This is a genomic window from Acinetobacter sp. YH12041 (genome assembly GCF_013419975.1).
Lineage (GTDB): Bacteria > Pseudomonadota > Gammaproteobacteria > Pseudomonadales > Moraxellaceae > Acinetobacter.
On the sequence record NZ_VOZC01000002.1, the window covers coordinates 25,318 to 41,115 of the forward strand.

General features: G+C 42.5%; 14 protein-coding genes. 3 read left to right on the forward strand and 11 right to left on the reverse strand.

Features of this window, described 5'->3' with window-relative positions:
* Positions 1–43: 43 nt before the first annotated feature.
* The 3 genes from FTU00_RS02480 to yaaA all read right to left on the reverse strand — a co-directional run bounded on the left by FTU00_RS02480 (position 44) and on the right by yaaA (position 4,330).
* Complete coding sequence (locus FTU00_RS02480) at positions 44–1,045, reverse strand: adenosine deaminase (RefSeq protein ID WP_179993208.1); 1,002 nt, start codon at positions 1,043–1,045, stop codon at positions 44–46.
* Between the two features lie 77 nt (positions 1,046–1,122).
* Positions 1,123–2,445: an NCS2 family permease gene (locus FTU00_RS02485; protein ID WP_179993207.1), complete on the reverse strand. Its 1,323-nt coding sequence runs from the start codon at positions 2,443–2,445 to the stop codon at positions 1,123–1,125.
* A gap of 1,102 nt (positions 2,446–3,547) precedes the next feature.
* Positions 3,548–4,330, reverse strand: coding sequence for a peroxide stress protein YaaA (gene yaaA, locus FTU00_RS02490; protein ID WP_180179011.1), 783 nt, complete (start codon positions 4,328–4,330; stop codon positions 3,548–3,550).
* A gap of 122 nt (positions 4,331–4,452) precedes the next feature.
* Here yaaA and FTU00_RS02495 point away from each other — a divergent pair, with 122 nt between their 5' ends.
* Positions 4,453–5,085 carry an alpha/beta hydrolase gene (locus FTU00_RS02495; protein WP_159123226.1) on the forward strand — a complete coding sequence of 211 codons (633 nt, stop codon included), beginning with the start codon at positions 4,453–4,455 and terminating at the stop codon, positions 5,083–5,085.
* 33 nt (positions 5,086–5,118) lie between these two features.
* Here the strand turns inward: FTU00_RS02495 and FTU00_RS02500 are convergent, their stop codons facing one another.
* The 6 genes from FTU00_RS02500 to pheA all read right to left on the reverse strand — a co-directional run bounded on the left by FTU00_RS02500 (position 5,119) and on the right by pheA (position 10,635).
* On the reverse strand, positions 5,119–5,466 hold the full coding sequence (locus FTU00_RS02500; RefSeq protein ID WP_257229780.1) for a GNAT family N-acetyltransferase: 348 nt from the start codon (positions 5,464–5,466) through the stop codon (positions 5,119–5,121).
* Positions 5,467–5,484: 18 nt separating this feature from the next.
* Complete coding sequence (locus tag FTU00_RS15535; RefSeq protein ID WP_257225632.1) at positions 5,485–5,664, reverse strand: hypothetical protein; 180 nt, start codon at positions 5,662–5,664, stop codon at positions 5,485–5,487.
* Positions 5,652–6,017, reverse strand: a complete 366-nt coding sequence (locus tag FTU00_RS02505) for a hypothetical protein (protein WP_180179012.1) — start codon at positions 6,015–6,017, stop codon at positions 5,652–5,654. Before FTU00_RS02505 ends, FTU00_RS15535 begins: the two co-directional genes overlap by 13 nt.
* Positions 6,018–6,117: 100 nt before the next feature.
* Complete coding sequence (locus tag FTU00_RS02510) at positions 6,118–8,364, reverse strand: bifunctional prephenate dehydrogenase/3-phosphoshikimate 1-carboxyvinyltransferase (RefSeq protein ID WP_180179013.1); 2,247 nt, start codon at positions 8,362–8,364, stop codon at positions 6,118–6,120.
* Positions 8,365–8,367: 3 nt separating this feature from the next.
* Positions 8,368–9,459 carry a histidinol-phosphate transaminase gene (hisC, locus tag FTU00_RS02515; protein WP_125279072.1) on the reverse strand — a complete coding sequence of 364 codons (1,092 nt, stop codon included), beginning with the start codon at positions 9,457–9,459 and terminating at the stop codon, positions 8,368–8,370.
* 66 nt (positions 9,460–9,525) lie between these two features.
* Positions 9,526–10,635 carry a prephenate dehydratase gene (gene pheA / locus FTU00_RS02520; RefSeq protein WP_125279073.1) on the reverse strand — a complete coding sequence of 370 codons (1,110 nt, stop codon included), beginning with the start codon at positions 10,633–10,635 and terminating at the stop codon, positions 9,526–9,528.
* 487 nt (positions 10,636–11,122) lie between these two features.
* Here pheA and FTU00_RS02525 point away from each other — a divergent pair, with 487 nt between their 5' ends.
* A complete protein-coding gene (locus FTU00_RS02525; RefSeq protein WP_180179014.1) occupies positions 11,123–11,641 on the forward strand; it encodes a DJ-1/PfpI family protein in 519 nt (172 codons plus the stop codon).
* A gap of 73 nt (positions 11,642–11,714) precedes the next feature.
* On the opposite strand, the gene FTU00_RS02530 is transcribed toward FTU00_RS02525, so the two are convergent.
* Together FTU00_RS02530 and FTU00_RS02535 are read right to left on the reverse strand one after the other, a co-directional pair.
* Positions 11,715–12,857 (reverse strand): acyl-CoA dehydrogenase family protein, encoded by a 1,143-nt coding sequence (locus FTU00_RS02530; protein ID WP_005236468.1) that lies wholly within the window; start codon positions 12,855–12,857, stop codon positions 11,715–11,717.
* Positions 12,858–13,024: 167 nt separating this feature from the next.
* Entirely contained in the window at positions 13,025–14,368 is a 1,344-nt protein-coding gene (locus FTU00_RS02535; protein WP_005236469.1) for a dicarboxylate/amino acid:cation symporter, read from the reverse strand.
* 414 nt (positions 14,369–14,782) lie between these two features.
* Between FTU00_RS02535 and FTU00_RS02540 the strand changes: the two genes are divergently transcribed.
* Positions 14,783–15,784, forward strand: a complete 1,002-nt coding sequence (locus FTU00_RS02540) for a glycosyl transferase family protein (protein ID WP_180179015.1) — start codon at positions 14,783–14,785, stop codon at positions 15,782–15,784.
* The last annotated feature ends 14 nt before the right edge of the window (positions 15,785–15,798 follow it).

Consider the following 15,798-nt stretch of genomic DNA (forward strand, 5'->3'; position numbering starts at 1 on the left):
AACTCCACCCTCTTTGGGCTAACAAATTTACTGGAATGATATTTTAAACGAGTGCCTGAATCAGGCTGATCCATTTCTGTTTTTCAGCATCAGAAATAAATGAAGCTTCAAAAGAATTGATCGCCAGCTGTTTTAGCTCATCATTGCTTAGGTCCAAAGCTTCAGCAATGGCAATGAAATTGTCATTCATATAACCACCGAAATACGATGGATCATCTGAATTCACTGTGACATGCACGCCGTGCTGCAACAGGCGACGGATATTATGCTGCTGCATATCATCTACCACACACAGTTTCAGGTTTGAAAGTGGACATACTGTAAGCGGCATCTTCTCTGCAATCAAACGCTGCATCAATTCTGGATCTTCCTCAGAACGTACCCCATGATCAATACGGTTTACTTTTAATAAATCCAAAGCTTCCCAGACATATTCTGCCGGACCTTCTTCACCCGCATGTGCAACCACCAGAAAACCGGCTTCACGCGCTTTGGCAAAGACACGTTCAAACTTAGACGGTGGATGCCCGACTTCACTTGAATCCAGCCCTACTCCAATGATTTGATCTTTATAAGACAGCGCTTGCTCTAATGTCTCAAATGCTGCCTCTTCACTTAAATGACGTAAGAAGCACATAATCAGATGTGAAGTAATGCCTAATTTAGCTTTCGCATCATCGCAGGCTTTCTGCAAGCCATTAATCACGGTTTCAAAGGCAATGCCACGATCAGTATGCGTTTGCGGATCAAAGAACATTTCAGTATGCACGACATTATCATCCGCACATTTTTCAAAATATGCCCAAGCCAGATCATAAAAGTCCTGTTCATGAATCAGAACATTGGCACCCGCGTAGTAGATATCCAAGAAAGATTGCAGATTATGGAAATTATAAGCCTGCTTCACTTCCTCAACTGATTTATAAGGAATGCTAATTTCATTACGCTGTGCAATTGCAAACATTAACTCAGGTTCAAAGGTACCTTCGATATGCACATGCAGCTCAGCCTTTGGCAAGGCCTGAATCAATTCAAGACGGTTCATCGCTACTCCTGATTAAACCTGAGAAAAATAAAAAAGGGTGCAAACTGAGTTTACACCCTTTTGATATTCGACAAAAATTAGCCGCCAAACATCCAGAACTTCAATGCCCACAGTACTGCGATGATCCATACCATGTATGGAACAGTTTTCGCTTTACCTGTCAGCAGTTTAATCAGCGCATAGCTGATAAAACCCATTGCGATACCATCTGCAATTGAGTACGTAAATGGCATGAATACAATGGTCAGGAACGCCGGAACCGCTTCAGTAATATCATCCCATTCAATATGGACAATACCCTGAATCATCAATACACCGACAAATAGCAATGCTGGAGCAGTTGCAAAGCCTGGTACAGATTGAGCCAATGGAGCCAGGAACAGGCAGGCAATGAACAGCAAGCCAACTACGACGGCAGTCAGACCGGTACGACCACCTGCTGCAACACCCGCTGATGATTCAATATAAGGAGTAGTTGAAGAAGTACCTAACGCCGCCCCAGCAACAATCGCAGAAGAATCGGCAAATAATGCTTTTTTCAGACGCGGCAACTTACCATCTTTCAGTAGACCTGCACGATGTGAAACACCTACTAGCGTACCAGTAGAGTCAAACAGATCCACCAGGAAGAATACGAAGATCACACCGATCAGGCTGGCTGTAAACAGACCTTGAAAGTCCATTTGCAGGAAGGTTGGTGCGAGTGAAGGAATTTGACCCACTACACCCTGGAACTGGTTATAACCTAAAGCAGTAGAAATGGCAGTGATTACCAAAATACTGATAATGATCGCACCACGGACTTTGAAGTGATGCATTACTACCACTAACAGGAAGCCAAGTAGCGCAAGCATAACAGTTGGCTGTTTCAAATCACCCAGACCCACCAAGGTCGCTTGATTATCAATAATAATGCCAGCATTTTTCAGTGCAACCAGGGCCAGGAACAGGCCAATACCACCGCCAATCGCCAGTTTGAGTGACATTGGAATGGCATTGACAATCGCCTCACGTATTTTGAACATACTGATGGCAATGAAGACCAGACCAGATACAAATACTGCACCTAATGCAGTTTGCCAAGGCACACCCATTCCCAGACAGACTGAGTAGGTAAAGAAGGCATTCAGGCCCATACCCGGTGCAAGTGCAATTGGATAATTGGCAATAAGCCCCATTACCAGACAGCCAATTGCGGCTGCAAGACAAGTGGCTACAAAGACAGCCCCATGATCCATCCCTGTTTCGGATAAAATCATCGGATTAACAATAATAATGTAACACATTGTCAGGAACGTGGTTACACCTGCCAGAACTTCTGTACGGAAACTGGTTTTGTTTTCACTCAGTTTGAACAGACGTTCCAGCATATTTTCTGAAGATGGATTAGGAGTCGTCATGACCTAGCCCCTATTGAGTAAACTTTATGCTTTAAGCATGCCGCCGAATCCAGGAAATTTTATAGAAAACTTCATGAATTTTAAGGATCTGTTAGCAACGAATATGCCAGCTTCGCCATTTAGCGGGTCAAAATGTTTCAATAGCGAACAGTAAGAAAACTGCGCTAGAAAAACTCAAAAAACAATCTAAACAAAAAAGCTGCATAACCCCTATGCAGCTTTTTTCATCATTAGAATCAAATACTTAATTTAAGTAAATTTGATCTAACTTTATCTTTTGCAAATTATAACACATTGATTTCTGATTGCTTCTTAGAATTTATATTTTATTAAAAATTAATATAATCTAGTTCTACTATTATTAAATTTTCTTTTATTTATTATAATTTTATTTTTATCTTTGTACCTGATTCCCTAATCAAAGAGCTTAGAGCAAATCTATTAAGGTCGGGGCCGATTTGCATTCAGCAATTTAGTTGAATGTTGTACTTCTTTCAGAATCTGATGAAGCTCTTCATATTTTTTTGTTTCGGCCTGTTGGTGAACACAATAACCGAGTAAACCCACCATCAGCACAAAAATAGGAATTGTATAAATTTTCATTTTTGTAGTTGAGTTATGTAACAGCATTGAAGTTATGCTAACAAAATAACAATAAAATTGTGACATAGTTTACAAATAACCCGATAAAATGCAGTTTTTTCAATTATTTAGAGTTTTTATATTCTTCATTTTTTTATACTTCTTATTCAATTAATCATAATTTTCTGAGCCATATTTTTTTATTTTTTAGTCATCTTTTGAATATTAAAAGAAATTAATTGATTGATTCTATTTTTTATTTTTTTAGAAATTTGTCTTTACTATATAAATTTATCGAGTGAAAAATATCTTTTAAAGCTCACTATAGCTTTCATTATTTTATTTAGCTTTTCTTCTAAAAAATTTATCCATTTCCTGTTAAAAATTCTTCTAAATAAATGATATTTTGGAAGTTCCTTCCCTTTTTTTTAATTTTTATTCAATTCAATATTGCTAAACTTAAATTCACCCAAGACTTTTAAGAAAATTTCTTCATTCAGCCTTGGGTAAATCTTTTACCTTAAGCAGCTAGCTGCTCATCACGTCTAAATACCAACTCACCTTTTAATGAACTTTCAGCATCAAAATAATACCCATCGGTATTAAAGGCTTTTAAGTCTTCAGTTCGTTTGATCTGGTTTTCAATGATAAAGCGCGCCATTAATCCACGAGCTTTCTTGGCATAGAAGCTGATGACTTTATATTTGCCATTTTTCTGATCTAAAAATACCGGCTTGATGATTTCAGCCTGAATTTTGCTTTCTTTCACTGCCTTGTAATATTCATCAGAGGCAATATTGACCAGAATTTCAGACTCTGCTGCTGCCAGATCATGATTGATCAGGTCAGTGATGGTATGTCCCCAGAACTCATAGAGATGAGCACCACGTGGGTTAGTCAATTTGGTTCCCATCTCCAGACGGTAAGGCATCATCAGATCCAGCGGACGCAATAAGCCATATAGGCCGGATAACATACGCAGATGGTTCTGTGCGTAATGAATCTGATCCTGCTTTAACTGGTAAGCATCCAGACCGGTATAAACGTCCCCTTTAAAGGCAAAGATTGCCTGACGAGCATTGGAAAAATCAAAATCTGGCTGCCAGTCTCTAAAGCGTTCCGCATTCAGATTGGCAATTTTTTCACTGACGCTCATTAAGCTGGCAATTTCAGTTGCGGATAACTTGCGGGCAACTTCTATCAATTCCTGGGAATGTTCCAGCAATCTTGCCTGAGTAAATTGATCGGTAGGTAAAGGTGTTTCGTAATCTAAAGTCTTGGCTGGTGAAATTAAAGCAAGCATAGCAACCTGGTTAAAAAATGATTAATCAAACTATATCAGTAGACTTATTTTAATTCCAATTCATGTTTTTATTTATCATAATCGTTAAAATAGAAAATTCTCCTGCAATTTATCGGTTTTCTATGTCCGAACCAATCTTCCTCCAAGGCCCTGCTGGCCAACTTGAGGTTTTTGTGGATTATCCTCAGGGTGAAGTGAAAGGATTCGCGATTGTTTGTCATCCCCATCCATTACAAGGTGGCACACCACAACATAAGGTTCCGGTGTTACTGGCACAAATGTTTTTAGAGCGTGGTTGTGTTGTCTATCGTCCAAGTTTCCGTGGTTCTGGTCAAAGTGCCGGTCTGCATGATGAAGGCTTTGGTGAAACGGATGATATACTTGAAGTCATTAAATATGCGCGTCGCCAACATATTGGCCTGCCTTTCTTTGCAGGCGGTTTCAGTTTTGGCGCACATGTCATGGCCAAGTGTTACGCTGCCCTGCCCGTTGAACTGCAACCTTCAAAAGTGATTTTGTGTGGCCTACCGACTGCGACCGTAGCTGGCCTACGTCACTATGTTACTCCACAGATCAAAGGTGATATTTTATTTATCCATGGTGAAGCGGATGATGTCACGCTTTTATCCGACATGATTGAATGGGCCAAGCCTCAACGTCATCTGGTCACGATCTTGCCTGGCGCAAATCATTTCTTTACCGGTTATTTAAAACAGCTTCGGATTGCGATGAGCCGTTTCCTCGCATTAAGCTGATCAAAAAAAACCTCATCGAATGATGAGGTTTTTTTATTCAGAAATAAAATCTTTAGCATGAATTTCATAAATTACAGCCCGATATTTAGGTTTATCTAGGTGGTTGGTAATTTTTCCACCTACACGTTCTGCAATTTTTCGGCTAGCCCAGTTTTCTTCGGCTACCGGATAGCTCAAAGCTTTGATCCCTAATGTATTGAAAGCATAGGCCACAATGCAACGTACTGCCTCATGTCCATAATGATGACCATGCGCCTTTTCACGAATCCAGATACCCACTTCAGGTATTTCATCATGCAGTCGATGTAAACCACATAGTCCGATAAATTCATGTCTTTCAATATGACGGATCACAAAGATGTATTCTTTATGATCAGCCATATTGTTTAGCCAGTTTTGTCAGACTGTTGCAAATATCTGTTCAGATTCCGGTGCATCCCATGCCATAAAACGGGTCAGACTCGGGGTAATCGAGGCATAGGCTTCCGCAGCATCAGATGGCTTAAAATAATCTAAAACAAGACGTTCACTTTGTAGTATGGGCAAAACCCTTTGCATTTGTTGAACTAGTTCTTCCACTCAAACTCACTAAAACTTTCTTGTTCTTTCAATGATGCTTCAACGGCTTGTGCCAACTGATTTAATAAACTTTGTTCTGTAATCCGGTCCAGCCAGTCCTGTTCTTCATCCGGATAAGAAGCAATTTCACAAATCAGTTGCCCTTCCTGATCTCGTGTCTCACAGCTCACTGATAATGGCAACTCGTGTTCATCGACACTTACGGCCACTTGTGCGCCACTTTGCGCCAAGGTTTTAAAGCCATATTTACCGAGCTCTTCCGTCAGCAGATGTGCCACATATTCTTGAGTCTGCTGACTGCCCTGTAATTGTTGCTGGCTCTGAGGATTGGCCATAAATTTTAATTTTCGCATTGCTACATCCAAATGGCTTTTTTGTTGTATGGTTTTAGCATAAGCCAATATAAACAAAACAGCCAAGCAAAAGCTTGGCTGTTTCATGTAAATTTTAGAATTATTCTGTCACTTCTATCGCCAGACCGGCTTGAGAAGTCAATTCAGTGAAGGTTGGGAAGCTGGTTGCGACGGTTTCAGTCCCGACAATCTTAATTTCACCTGAGTTACGCAGACCTGCAATCGAGAAGCTCATTGCAATACGGTGGTCATGATGTGATTCAATTTCACCACCTGTGAAGATTGGTGACCAGTCACCTGCCTTACCCTTACCTTCAATGATAATGCCATCATCAGTTGGCGTACAATCAATGCCCATGGTTTTCAGACCATCTGCCATCACCTGAATACGATCCGATTCTTTGACACGCAGCTCAGCAGCACCAGTTAGAATCGTTTGGCCTTCAGCACAAGCTGCCGCGATAAACAATGCCGGGAATTCATCAATTGCTAGTGGCACTTGGTCTTCCGGCATATGAATGCCTTTTAAGGTACGTGTACCGCGAATGCGAATGTCTGAAATCGGTTCACCGCCCGCAATACGTTCATTTTCAACAGCGATGTCCGCACCCATCTGTTTCAGGATTTCAATCACACCAGTACGGGTCGGGTTAATGCCTACCGCTTCCAAAGTCACGTCAGCATTTTCAGTAATCGCTGCACCGACCATAAAGAAAGCAGCAGAAGAAATATCCGATGGGACTTGAATATTGGTACCCACCAGTTTGCCGCCACCTTGCAGGGAAATACGGTTAGCTTCAGTTTTTACGTCATAACCAAACGCACGCAACATACGTTCAGTATGGTCACGGGTTGGTTCAGGTTCAGTCACTGAAGTTTCGCCCTCAGCCCAAAGACCCGCTAGCAAAATCCCAGACTTCACCTGAGCCGATGCCATTGGCAAGTCGTATTGAATACCTTTCAGGTTTTGATTACCGGTAATCGATACTGGTGGTGTACCACGTTCACCCGTAGTTTGAATCTGTGCACCCATCAAACGTAATGGTTTAGCAATACGCTCCATTGGACGTTTAGACAGCGAAGCATCACCGGTCATCACCGAGTCAAATTTTTGTGCTGACAGCATACCAGACAGCAGACGCATCGAAGTACCTGAGTTACCCATATACAGTGCAGACTTCGGTGCTTTCAGGCCGTGCATACCCACGCCATGAATGGTCACTTCGCCATTCTTAGGACCTTCAATACTTACGCCCATGTCACGGAAGGCTTGCAGCGTCGCAAGCGCATCTTCACCTTCAAGGAAACCCGTTACATGCGTTGTGCCTTCAGCGATGGCACCAAACATGATGGAACGGTGTGACACAGATTTGTCACCTGGCACGGTAAATTTACCCTGGAACGTCTTGGCACCTGGTTGAATGGTAAATTGTTGTGTCACTTTATTTTTCTCCATGAAAGGTTTCTTGGCGAGCATATGATTGAAGTGCTGACGCGCAGCCTGCGCATGCCCCAATAAGCCCATTAAGGCTTGTGAATCTTCATCTTCAATCAGCTTGCGGATAATCGCGAGTTGAGCTTCAAAGCCGTCCACGGCATTGAGAATCGCCTTTTTATTGGCAAAAAAGATGTCATGCCACATTTGTGGATCACTGGCGGCAATACGCGAGAAGTCGCGAAAGCCACCGGCAGCATAACGAAAAATATTCAGATTGTCTTCGCGTTTGGCCAGTTGTTCGACCAGGTTGAAGGCCATCAGATGCGGAAGATGACTGGTATGGGCCAGCACTTCATCGTGCTTTTCCACATCCATACAAATCACTTCCGCTTTGGCCGCTTGCCACAGTTGAATCAGTTTATCGACCGCCCATTGTCCGCTGCTTGGCAACGGTGTCAAAATTACCTTGTGATTAGCGAACAGATCCACCTTACCCGCATGCACCCCGGTATGTTCAGCACCCGCAATCGGATGCCCTGGCACAAAACCGGCTGGTAGATTTTCACCAAATACGGCTTTGGCTGCTTCTACCACATTACCCTTGGTACTACCCACATCGGTGATAATGGCGCCCTCAGCCAGATATGGCTTGACGGTTTCCAATACCTTTTGCGTTGCACGAACAGGTAAAGCCAGCACCACCATGTCAGCCCCTTTAACAGCTTCTACGGGATCTGCATAGCCGTGGGAAATCAGACCGAGTGCCTTGGCATCTTCCAAAGTTTTTTGTGAGCGGGTCGATGCCACGATGTCATTGGCTAAATGCTCGGCCTGAATGACACGCGCCAGACTTGAACCAATCAGTCCAAGTCCGATAAAGGCAACTTTTTCAAACAGTGGCTGCGACATAACTTACGCTTTCGCCTCTAAGCCAAGTACTTTACCTAATGCAGCAAGGAATTTGGCATTTTCAGCTTCAGTACCAATCGATACACGCAGGTGGTTTGGAATACCCACTGGACGTACGATCACGCCTTCTTTCAACAACTTGTTAAATGTTTCAGCTGGATCAGCCTGTACATCAACCAAGATGAAGTTTGCGCGTGAAGGTACATAGTTCAGGCCTAAAGCTTTGAAGCCGGCTTCTAGCTGTGCCATACCTGCTTTATTTACTTCACGAGATTTCTCGATGAATGCTTCGTCTTTCAGTGCAGCCACCGCAGCAACCATCGCCAAGTGGTTCACGTTAAATGGCTGACGGATACGGTTCAGGTAATCAGTCACTTCAACAGAAGCCAGGGCAAAACCAACACGCAGTGCAGCCAGACCATAGCACTTAGACAGCGTACGGCTGACAATCAGGTTTGGATACTGTTTCAGGAATTTTAGGCTATTGAAGTTCTCTGGGAAATATTCCACATAGGCTTCATCTAGCACCACGATCACGTTCGCAGGAACTTTCTGCATGAATGCTTCAAATTCAGCTTCTTCAAACCAGGTCCCTGTCGGGTTATTCGGGTTTGCAATAAAGATCAGCTTGGTGTTGTCTTTTACCGCAGCCGCCATCGCTTCAAGGTCATGTGAGAAACCTTTAGCAGGTACTTCGATCGCTTCAGCGTTAATCGCTTGAGTCACCAGTGCATATACCGCAAACGCATGCTGGCTATACACCACAGAATCTTTTTCAGAAACAAATGCGCGGGCAAATATTTCAAGTAAGTCGTTTGAACCATTACCCAAAGTAATCTGGTTATGATCAAAACCGAATTGTGTCTTGATCTGATCTTTCAGGATAAAGCCACCGCCATCAGGATAACGGCCAATTTCCGCCAGTTCCGCAGCCACTGCTTCTTTGACTTTATCTGAACAGCCCAGCGGGTTTTCATTTGAAGCCAGTTTCACGATATCAGTGATGCCCAACTCACGCTCAAGTTCACTGATCGGTTTACCTGGTTGATATGGCTTTAATTTAGAGATGCCTTCATTGGCTGGGACAAACGACATTTTATACTTCCGATTTACAGATGAAACAGTGGTTAGCACCCTCGCACTAACCACGAAAGGCTGCTTTTATAAAACAGCTGCAGGATATGAACCAAGCACGCGGACTTCTTTCACAAACGGACGAATTTCTTCGATCGCAGCTTTAACATTTTCCTGCTCAATATGACCTTCAAGATCGATAAAGAATACATAAGCCCATTTTTCAGGAAGTGCAGGTCGAGTTTCAATACTGGTTAGACTAATGTTGTGTTTGGCAAATGGAGCCAGAATTTCCAGCAATGCACCGGCACGGTCATGTGCAGACACCAGTAATGAAGTTTTATCATTGCCGCTTTGTGGCACTTTTTCACGGCCAATCACCAGGAAGCGTGTCGTGTTCTCTGGGTTGTCTTCAATATTGCTGTGCATAATCTCAAGATTATAAATATTCGCAGCAATTTCAGAAGCGATCGCAGCAGAATGCCATTCATTCTGAATACGGCGTGCCGCTTCAGCATTTGAACTGAGTGCCACACGTTCTACACCTGGATAATGGGCATCCAGCCATTTACGGCACTGAGCCAGAGTCTGCTGATGTGCATAGATCTGTTTAATACTGTCTTTACGGGTATTTTCAGAGATCAGGAACTGGTGATGAATGGGTAATTCTACTTCGCCAATCACATTCAGATGCGAAGTCTTGAAACAGTCTAAAGTGTGGTTCACTACCCCTTCAGAGGAGTTTTCAACAGGCACCAGACCATAATGTGCACTGCCCGCTTCTACTTCACGGAATACTTCATCAATGGTGGGTAATGGACGAACCACAGCATCATGACCAAAATGTTTCAATACTGCTGAGTGTGTGTAGGTACCAACAGGTCCCAAAAATGCAATACTTTGCGGTGCTTCAAGCGCCAAACAAGCCGACATGATCTCGCGGAACAGACGTGCCATCGTCGTATCTGACAATGGTCCTTCATTGCGCTCCATAACATTGCGCAAAACCTGTGCTTCACGTTCCGGACGGTAAAACAGCGGATTTTCTTCAGATGCGAATTTCGCTTTTGCTACAGCCTCAGCCAAACGTGCACGACGGTTAATCAATTGCTGGATTTGTTGATCAACTGAATCGATATCTTCACGAATTTTAGCCAAATCTAAAGAAGCCGTTGTGTTTTGATCGTCGTTGATCATCGTGATGTCGCCCTTCATAAACCTTATCTGTGCAGTATAACAATTAGTGCGCTGCAAATGTTACACAATATAACTTTAGTAGATTAATTCTTAAAAACAGGGATTTGATTTTAACCGTTCATCGCTTTAGTCATATCTGGTAACATTTCTTTCAGCATTTTCGCATGTTTTACATTATCAAATTGTAAACTTTGCCCGCCCATCTTAACTGATTTTTATCAAGATGAAATATCACTATTTCTTAATCTACATAACGATTTTAAGCATAAGAAAATAAAAATAAAGCCATCTCGATTCCTCTAGTTTAACTACTTAAAATCTGAGTGACAGTTCACAATAAAATGCACATAGAAAACTGTTTTTTTGATCATTTTCCTTTGATTTAATTGGATTTTTTACACTAAATCACTATTTGGTTACAAAGCAGAGACGTTTTTTAAACCTTAAATCGCTAGTCTAATTTAAAACTATATTGGGGGTGCCTATAATGCCAAAAAGAATAGCGGTACTTGTAACGAATAATTTTGAAGATCTTGAATATACTGAGCCTGTTGCGGCCTTACTTGCTGCAGAGCACAGTGTCTGTAATATTGAACTGCATGCCGGAAAAGTCGTACATGGACTACATGGCCAGTCGAGTGTAACCATTGATCGGGGAATTGATCATATCAGTATTGATGATTTTGATGCCTTACTCATTCCGGGCGGTGAATCACCAGTTTCCCTCGCCAACGATACGCGAGTCTTACATTTTATCCAGGCTTTTAATGAGGCCAAAAAGACCATCTTCAGTTTTTGTGATGCATCTTTATTACTCAGTGAAGCTGATGTTTTAAAAAACCGCATCATTACCAGTATCCGTGCACATGCTCCTCGGGTACAACATGCGGGTGCGACTTATTATGATGTTGAACTGGTCAATGACAATAATCAGCTGATTTCATCTCGAGTACCCAATGATTTGCCAATTTTTATTCATGAATGTCTGGATGTACTAAAATCTTAAAACATCTAGATTTCAAGAATATTCTTTCCATAAAAAAAGAGTCCATTTAGGACTCTTTTTTATCTGTTGATTTTTAACGTCCAAGCAGACCACGTGCAACAATTTCTTTCATGATTTCATTGGTACCGCCATAGATCCGTTGAATGCGGGCATCAACAAAGAAACGCGAAATCGGATATTCAGTCATATAGCCATAACCACCAAAGAGCTGAAGCAGATTATCAGCAACTTTCATCTGCATATCAGTAGAGAAACTCTTTAGCGCTGCTGCCGTTTCTACATCCAGCTTGCCTTGCATATACAACTCAACATTCTGGTTATAGAAAGCTGCTGTTGCCAGCTCGTCAATCTTGGCCTGTGCCAGTACAAAACGGGTATTCTGAAACTGGCCAATCGCCTGACCAAAGGCCTGACGCTCTTTGACATATTGAGTCGTTACATCAATCGAGCCACGAATGGCGCCTAGTGCAGTAGCAGCAATAGCAGTACGTTCACGTGGAAGTTCCTGCATCAGATACACGAAGCCCTGACCTGGCTGACCCAGCAACTGGTCTTTCGGTACTTTGACATTATCAAAGAACAGCTCTGAAGTATCCTGTGAATGCAGACCAATCTTGTCCAGATTCTTGCCTTTTTTAAAGCCTTCCAGATGCGTATCCACCAGCATCAAAGACACACCTTTGGCGCGTGCTTGTGGATCGGTTTTCACGGCTAATACGACTAAGTCAGCATGCTGACCATTGGAGATAAAAGTTTTAGAACCATTCAATAAATAATGGTCATCCTGCAAGATGGCATTGGTTCGCATGGCTTGCAGATCAGAACCTGCACCCGGCTCAGTCATGCCAATCGCACCGACCACTTCACCAGATACCATTTTCGGTAGCCAGTATTTTTTCTGCTCTTCTGTACCGATATGCAAGATATACGGCGCTGCGATATCCGAGTGACAAGACAGGCCGGTTGAGATGGCGCTATAGCCTGCTCGAGCTGACTCTTCAATCAACATCAGGGAATAGTGGGTCGGAACACCATAGCCACCATATTCTTCCGGGACATCGACACACAAAAAGCCATTTTCGCCCATGGCATTCCAGACTGAACGCGGCATCATGCCTTCACGCTCCCACTCTTCATAGTAAGGCGCTACATGTTCATTCATAAAGCGTTTGAAATTGTCGCGGAAAAGTTCCAGGTCAGCATCGTAAGCCAGCATTCTTTTATCCTTATCGTGTTTATCGTTTTATTTCCTGTGCACAGGCTAACTATTTTTAGAAAGGCTGTCATGTACCTGACTTATTTTTTTGCTAACTTCACAGTCAGATAAAAATAAAAAAGGAAGCCGAAGCTTCCTTTTTTATGACCTATAAGACAAACTCAAACTTAATGAGCATTGTTGCCTTCTTGCGCCATTTTTTCATCAATTTCAGCCGGATTTGCTAATGCATAGTTCAGCTTGTCCATATCTAACTGACCGACCCATTTTGCTACAACCAGAGTTGCCAAAGAGTTACCGACCAGATTGGTCAAGGCACGGGCTTCAGACATGAAGCGATCAATACCGAGAATCAAGGCCAGACCTGCAACCGGAATATTACCTACAGCCGCTAAGGTTGCTGCCATCACGATAAAGCCTGAACCAGTTACACCCGCTGCACCTTTAGAAGAAATGAGCAATACGAGAAGCAAGGTAATCTGGTGAGACAAATCAAGTTGCGTATTGGTCGCCTGTGCAATGAAGATTGCTGCCATTGTCAGGTAAATTGAAGTACCATCCAGGTTAAATGAATAACCGGTTGGAATGACCAGACCTACCACTGACTTTTCAGCACCTGCAAGCTCAAGTTTTTTCAACATACGTGGCAATACAGATTCAGATGATGAAGTACCGAGTACAATCAACAGCTCTTCGCGAATCAGGCGAATCATCTTGACAATGCTAAAGCCGGTAAAGCGTGCAATTGAACCCAGCACAATAAAGATGAACAGCAAACAGGTGATATAGAAACAGATGATCAACTGGGCCAATTGCGCCAGAGAACCGATCCCATATTTACCGATCGTGAAAGCCATCGCACCAAATGCACCAATAGGCGCAAGTTTCATGATCATGTTCACGATGTTAAAGAACACATGTGAAATCTGATCTACCAGTTTGAGAACTGGCTTACCTTGTGCACCCAGTTTGTGCAATGCAAAACCGAACAGGATCGCAAATAAAAGGACTTGCAGGATTTCGCCTTCAGCAAATGCTCCAACCACCGTATTTGGAATGATATTCATAAAGAAATCAACGGTAGACTGAGAAGCACCCGACTCTACATATTTAGAAATCCCGGCAGTGTCCAGCGATGCCGGATCAACATTCATCCCAACGCCTGGTTTGGCAATATTAATTACCAGAAGACCAATGATCAGCGCCATCGTTGACACGATTTCGAAGTAAAGTAGAGCAACACCACCAGTTTTACCGACTGATTTCATGCTCTCCATGCCTGCGATCCCGCTAACTACGGTACAGAAAATCACAGGTGCGATGATCATTTTAATTAAACGGATAAATGCATCACCCAGCGGCTTCAGTTGTTCGCCCAGACCTGGAACATATTGTTCTGCACCATTAATGATTTGTGTACCACTTGGCGAGAAATGTCCGACGAGGATACCCGCAATAATGGCTACAATCACTTGAAAATAAAGCGACTTATAAATTGGTTTTTTAGCCATAACCTTACTTCACGATATACTTCTAACCAGAAGCAATATTCAGTTTTCACTTATTTTTAAAAAACAAGCGTCCAATACTTCATTGTCTGAAACAAAAAAGTGCCTATGTATCAAGAAATTAATCTGATACTGAAATTAGAATGTGTATGTACGTTTAACAATCACAGGAACACCGATCTTTAAGAAAAATCAGTGCATTGATCAGGAGATGAAGCAAACACAAGAATTGCGTGAAATTTTAACCGCTTTTTAGACTTTTGTTTAACCCGAAATGTTAAATTTGCCTAAATACTAAACAACAACTCTTAGACTATAGTCTTATAAAACTCTAATAATTCTGCAAAATAAGAAGGTGAAATACCAATATCAGCGTAAAATATGCCAATACTTGATGAACATGATTGATCTATGCCCATGACCACAAAGCGAAATATTTATAAAGATGCCGAACATCCTTTTGCCCAGTTTATTCGTATTATTGGCAAGGGAAAAAATGGTGCACGTTCTTTAAGCTATGAAGAAGCCTATCAGGCTTTTAGCATGATCCTGAAAAATGAAGTACTGGACGTACAACTGGGCGCTTTTCTGATGCTATTACGCGTCAAAGAAGAATCTGTTGATGAACTCGCAGGCTTTGTGCAGGCGACCCGTGACCAACTGAATTTTAAGGCTCTTGATGTTGATCTGGACTGGTCTTCTTATGCAGGCAAACGCAAACATTATCCCTGGTTCATTCTGGCTGCGCTTACCCTTGCTAAGCATGGCTATAATATCGTGATGCATGGTGCTTCAGGTCATACCTTGAATCGGGTCTATACAGAACAGGTACTTAACTACTTAGGCTATCCGATCTGCCAGAATGATGTTGAGGTGGAACAGCAGCTTAAAGACAAACATTTTGCTTACCTGCCATTGGAGGTGATCTCTCCAATTCTGGCTGAGTTGATCGGGCTACGTAATGTCATGGGCTTACGCTCCCCGATTCATACGCTGGCACGTCTGATTAATCCATTTAATGCCAAAGCAACTTTACAGGCTATTTTCCACCCTGCTTATCGTAGTTCACACCAACAGTCCGCTTACAAGTTAGGTTATCAAAATAGTGCGGTCATTAAGGGTGAAGGTGGTGAGTTCGAACGTAATCCAGATGCCAAAACTTTAATCTGCGGAATTAAGAATGGCGAACTTTATGAGCACGAATTACCAAAACTGACTGACAACCGTAGTCCGATTGAAGAAGAGCTGGATCTGGCTGTATTTAAGCAAGTGTGGGAAGGTCAACGCTTACATGAATATGGGGAAATCGCAGTGGTTGAAACTATGGGCATTGCACTGTATACCATGGGCGAATGTGACAGCTATGAAGCAGCGATGCAAAAAGCCAGAGAACTCTGGAATACCCGTCTTTCAGTTTAATCAAATTCCTATGG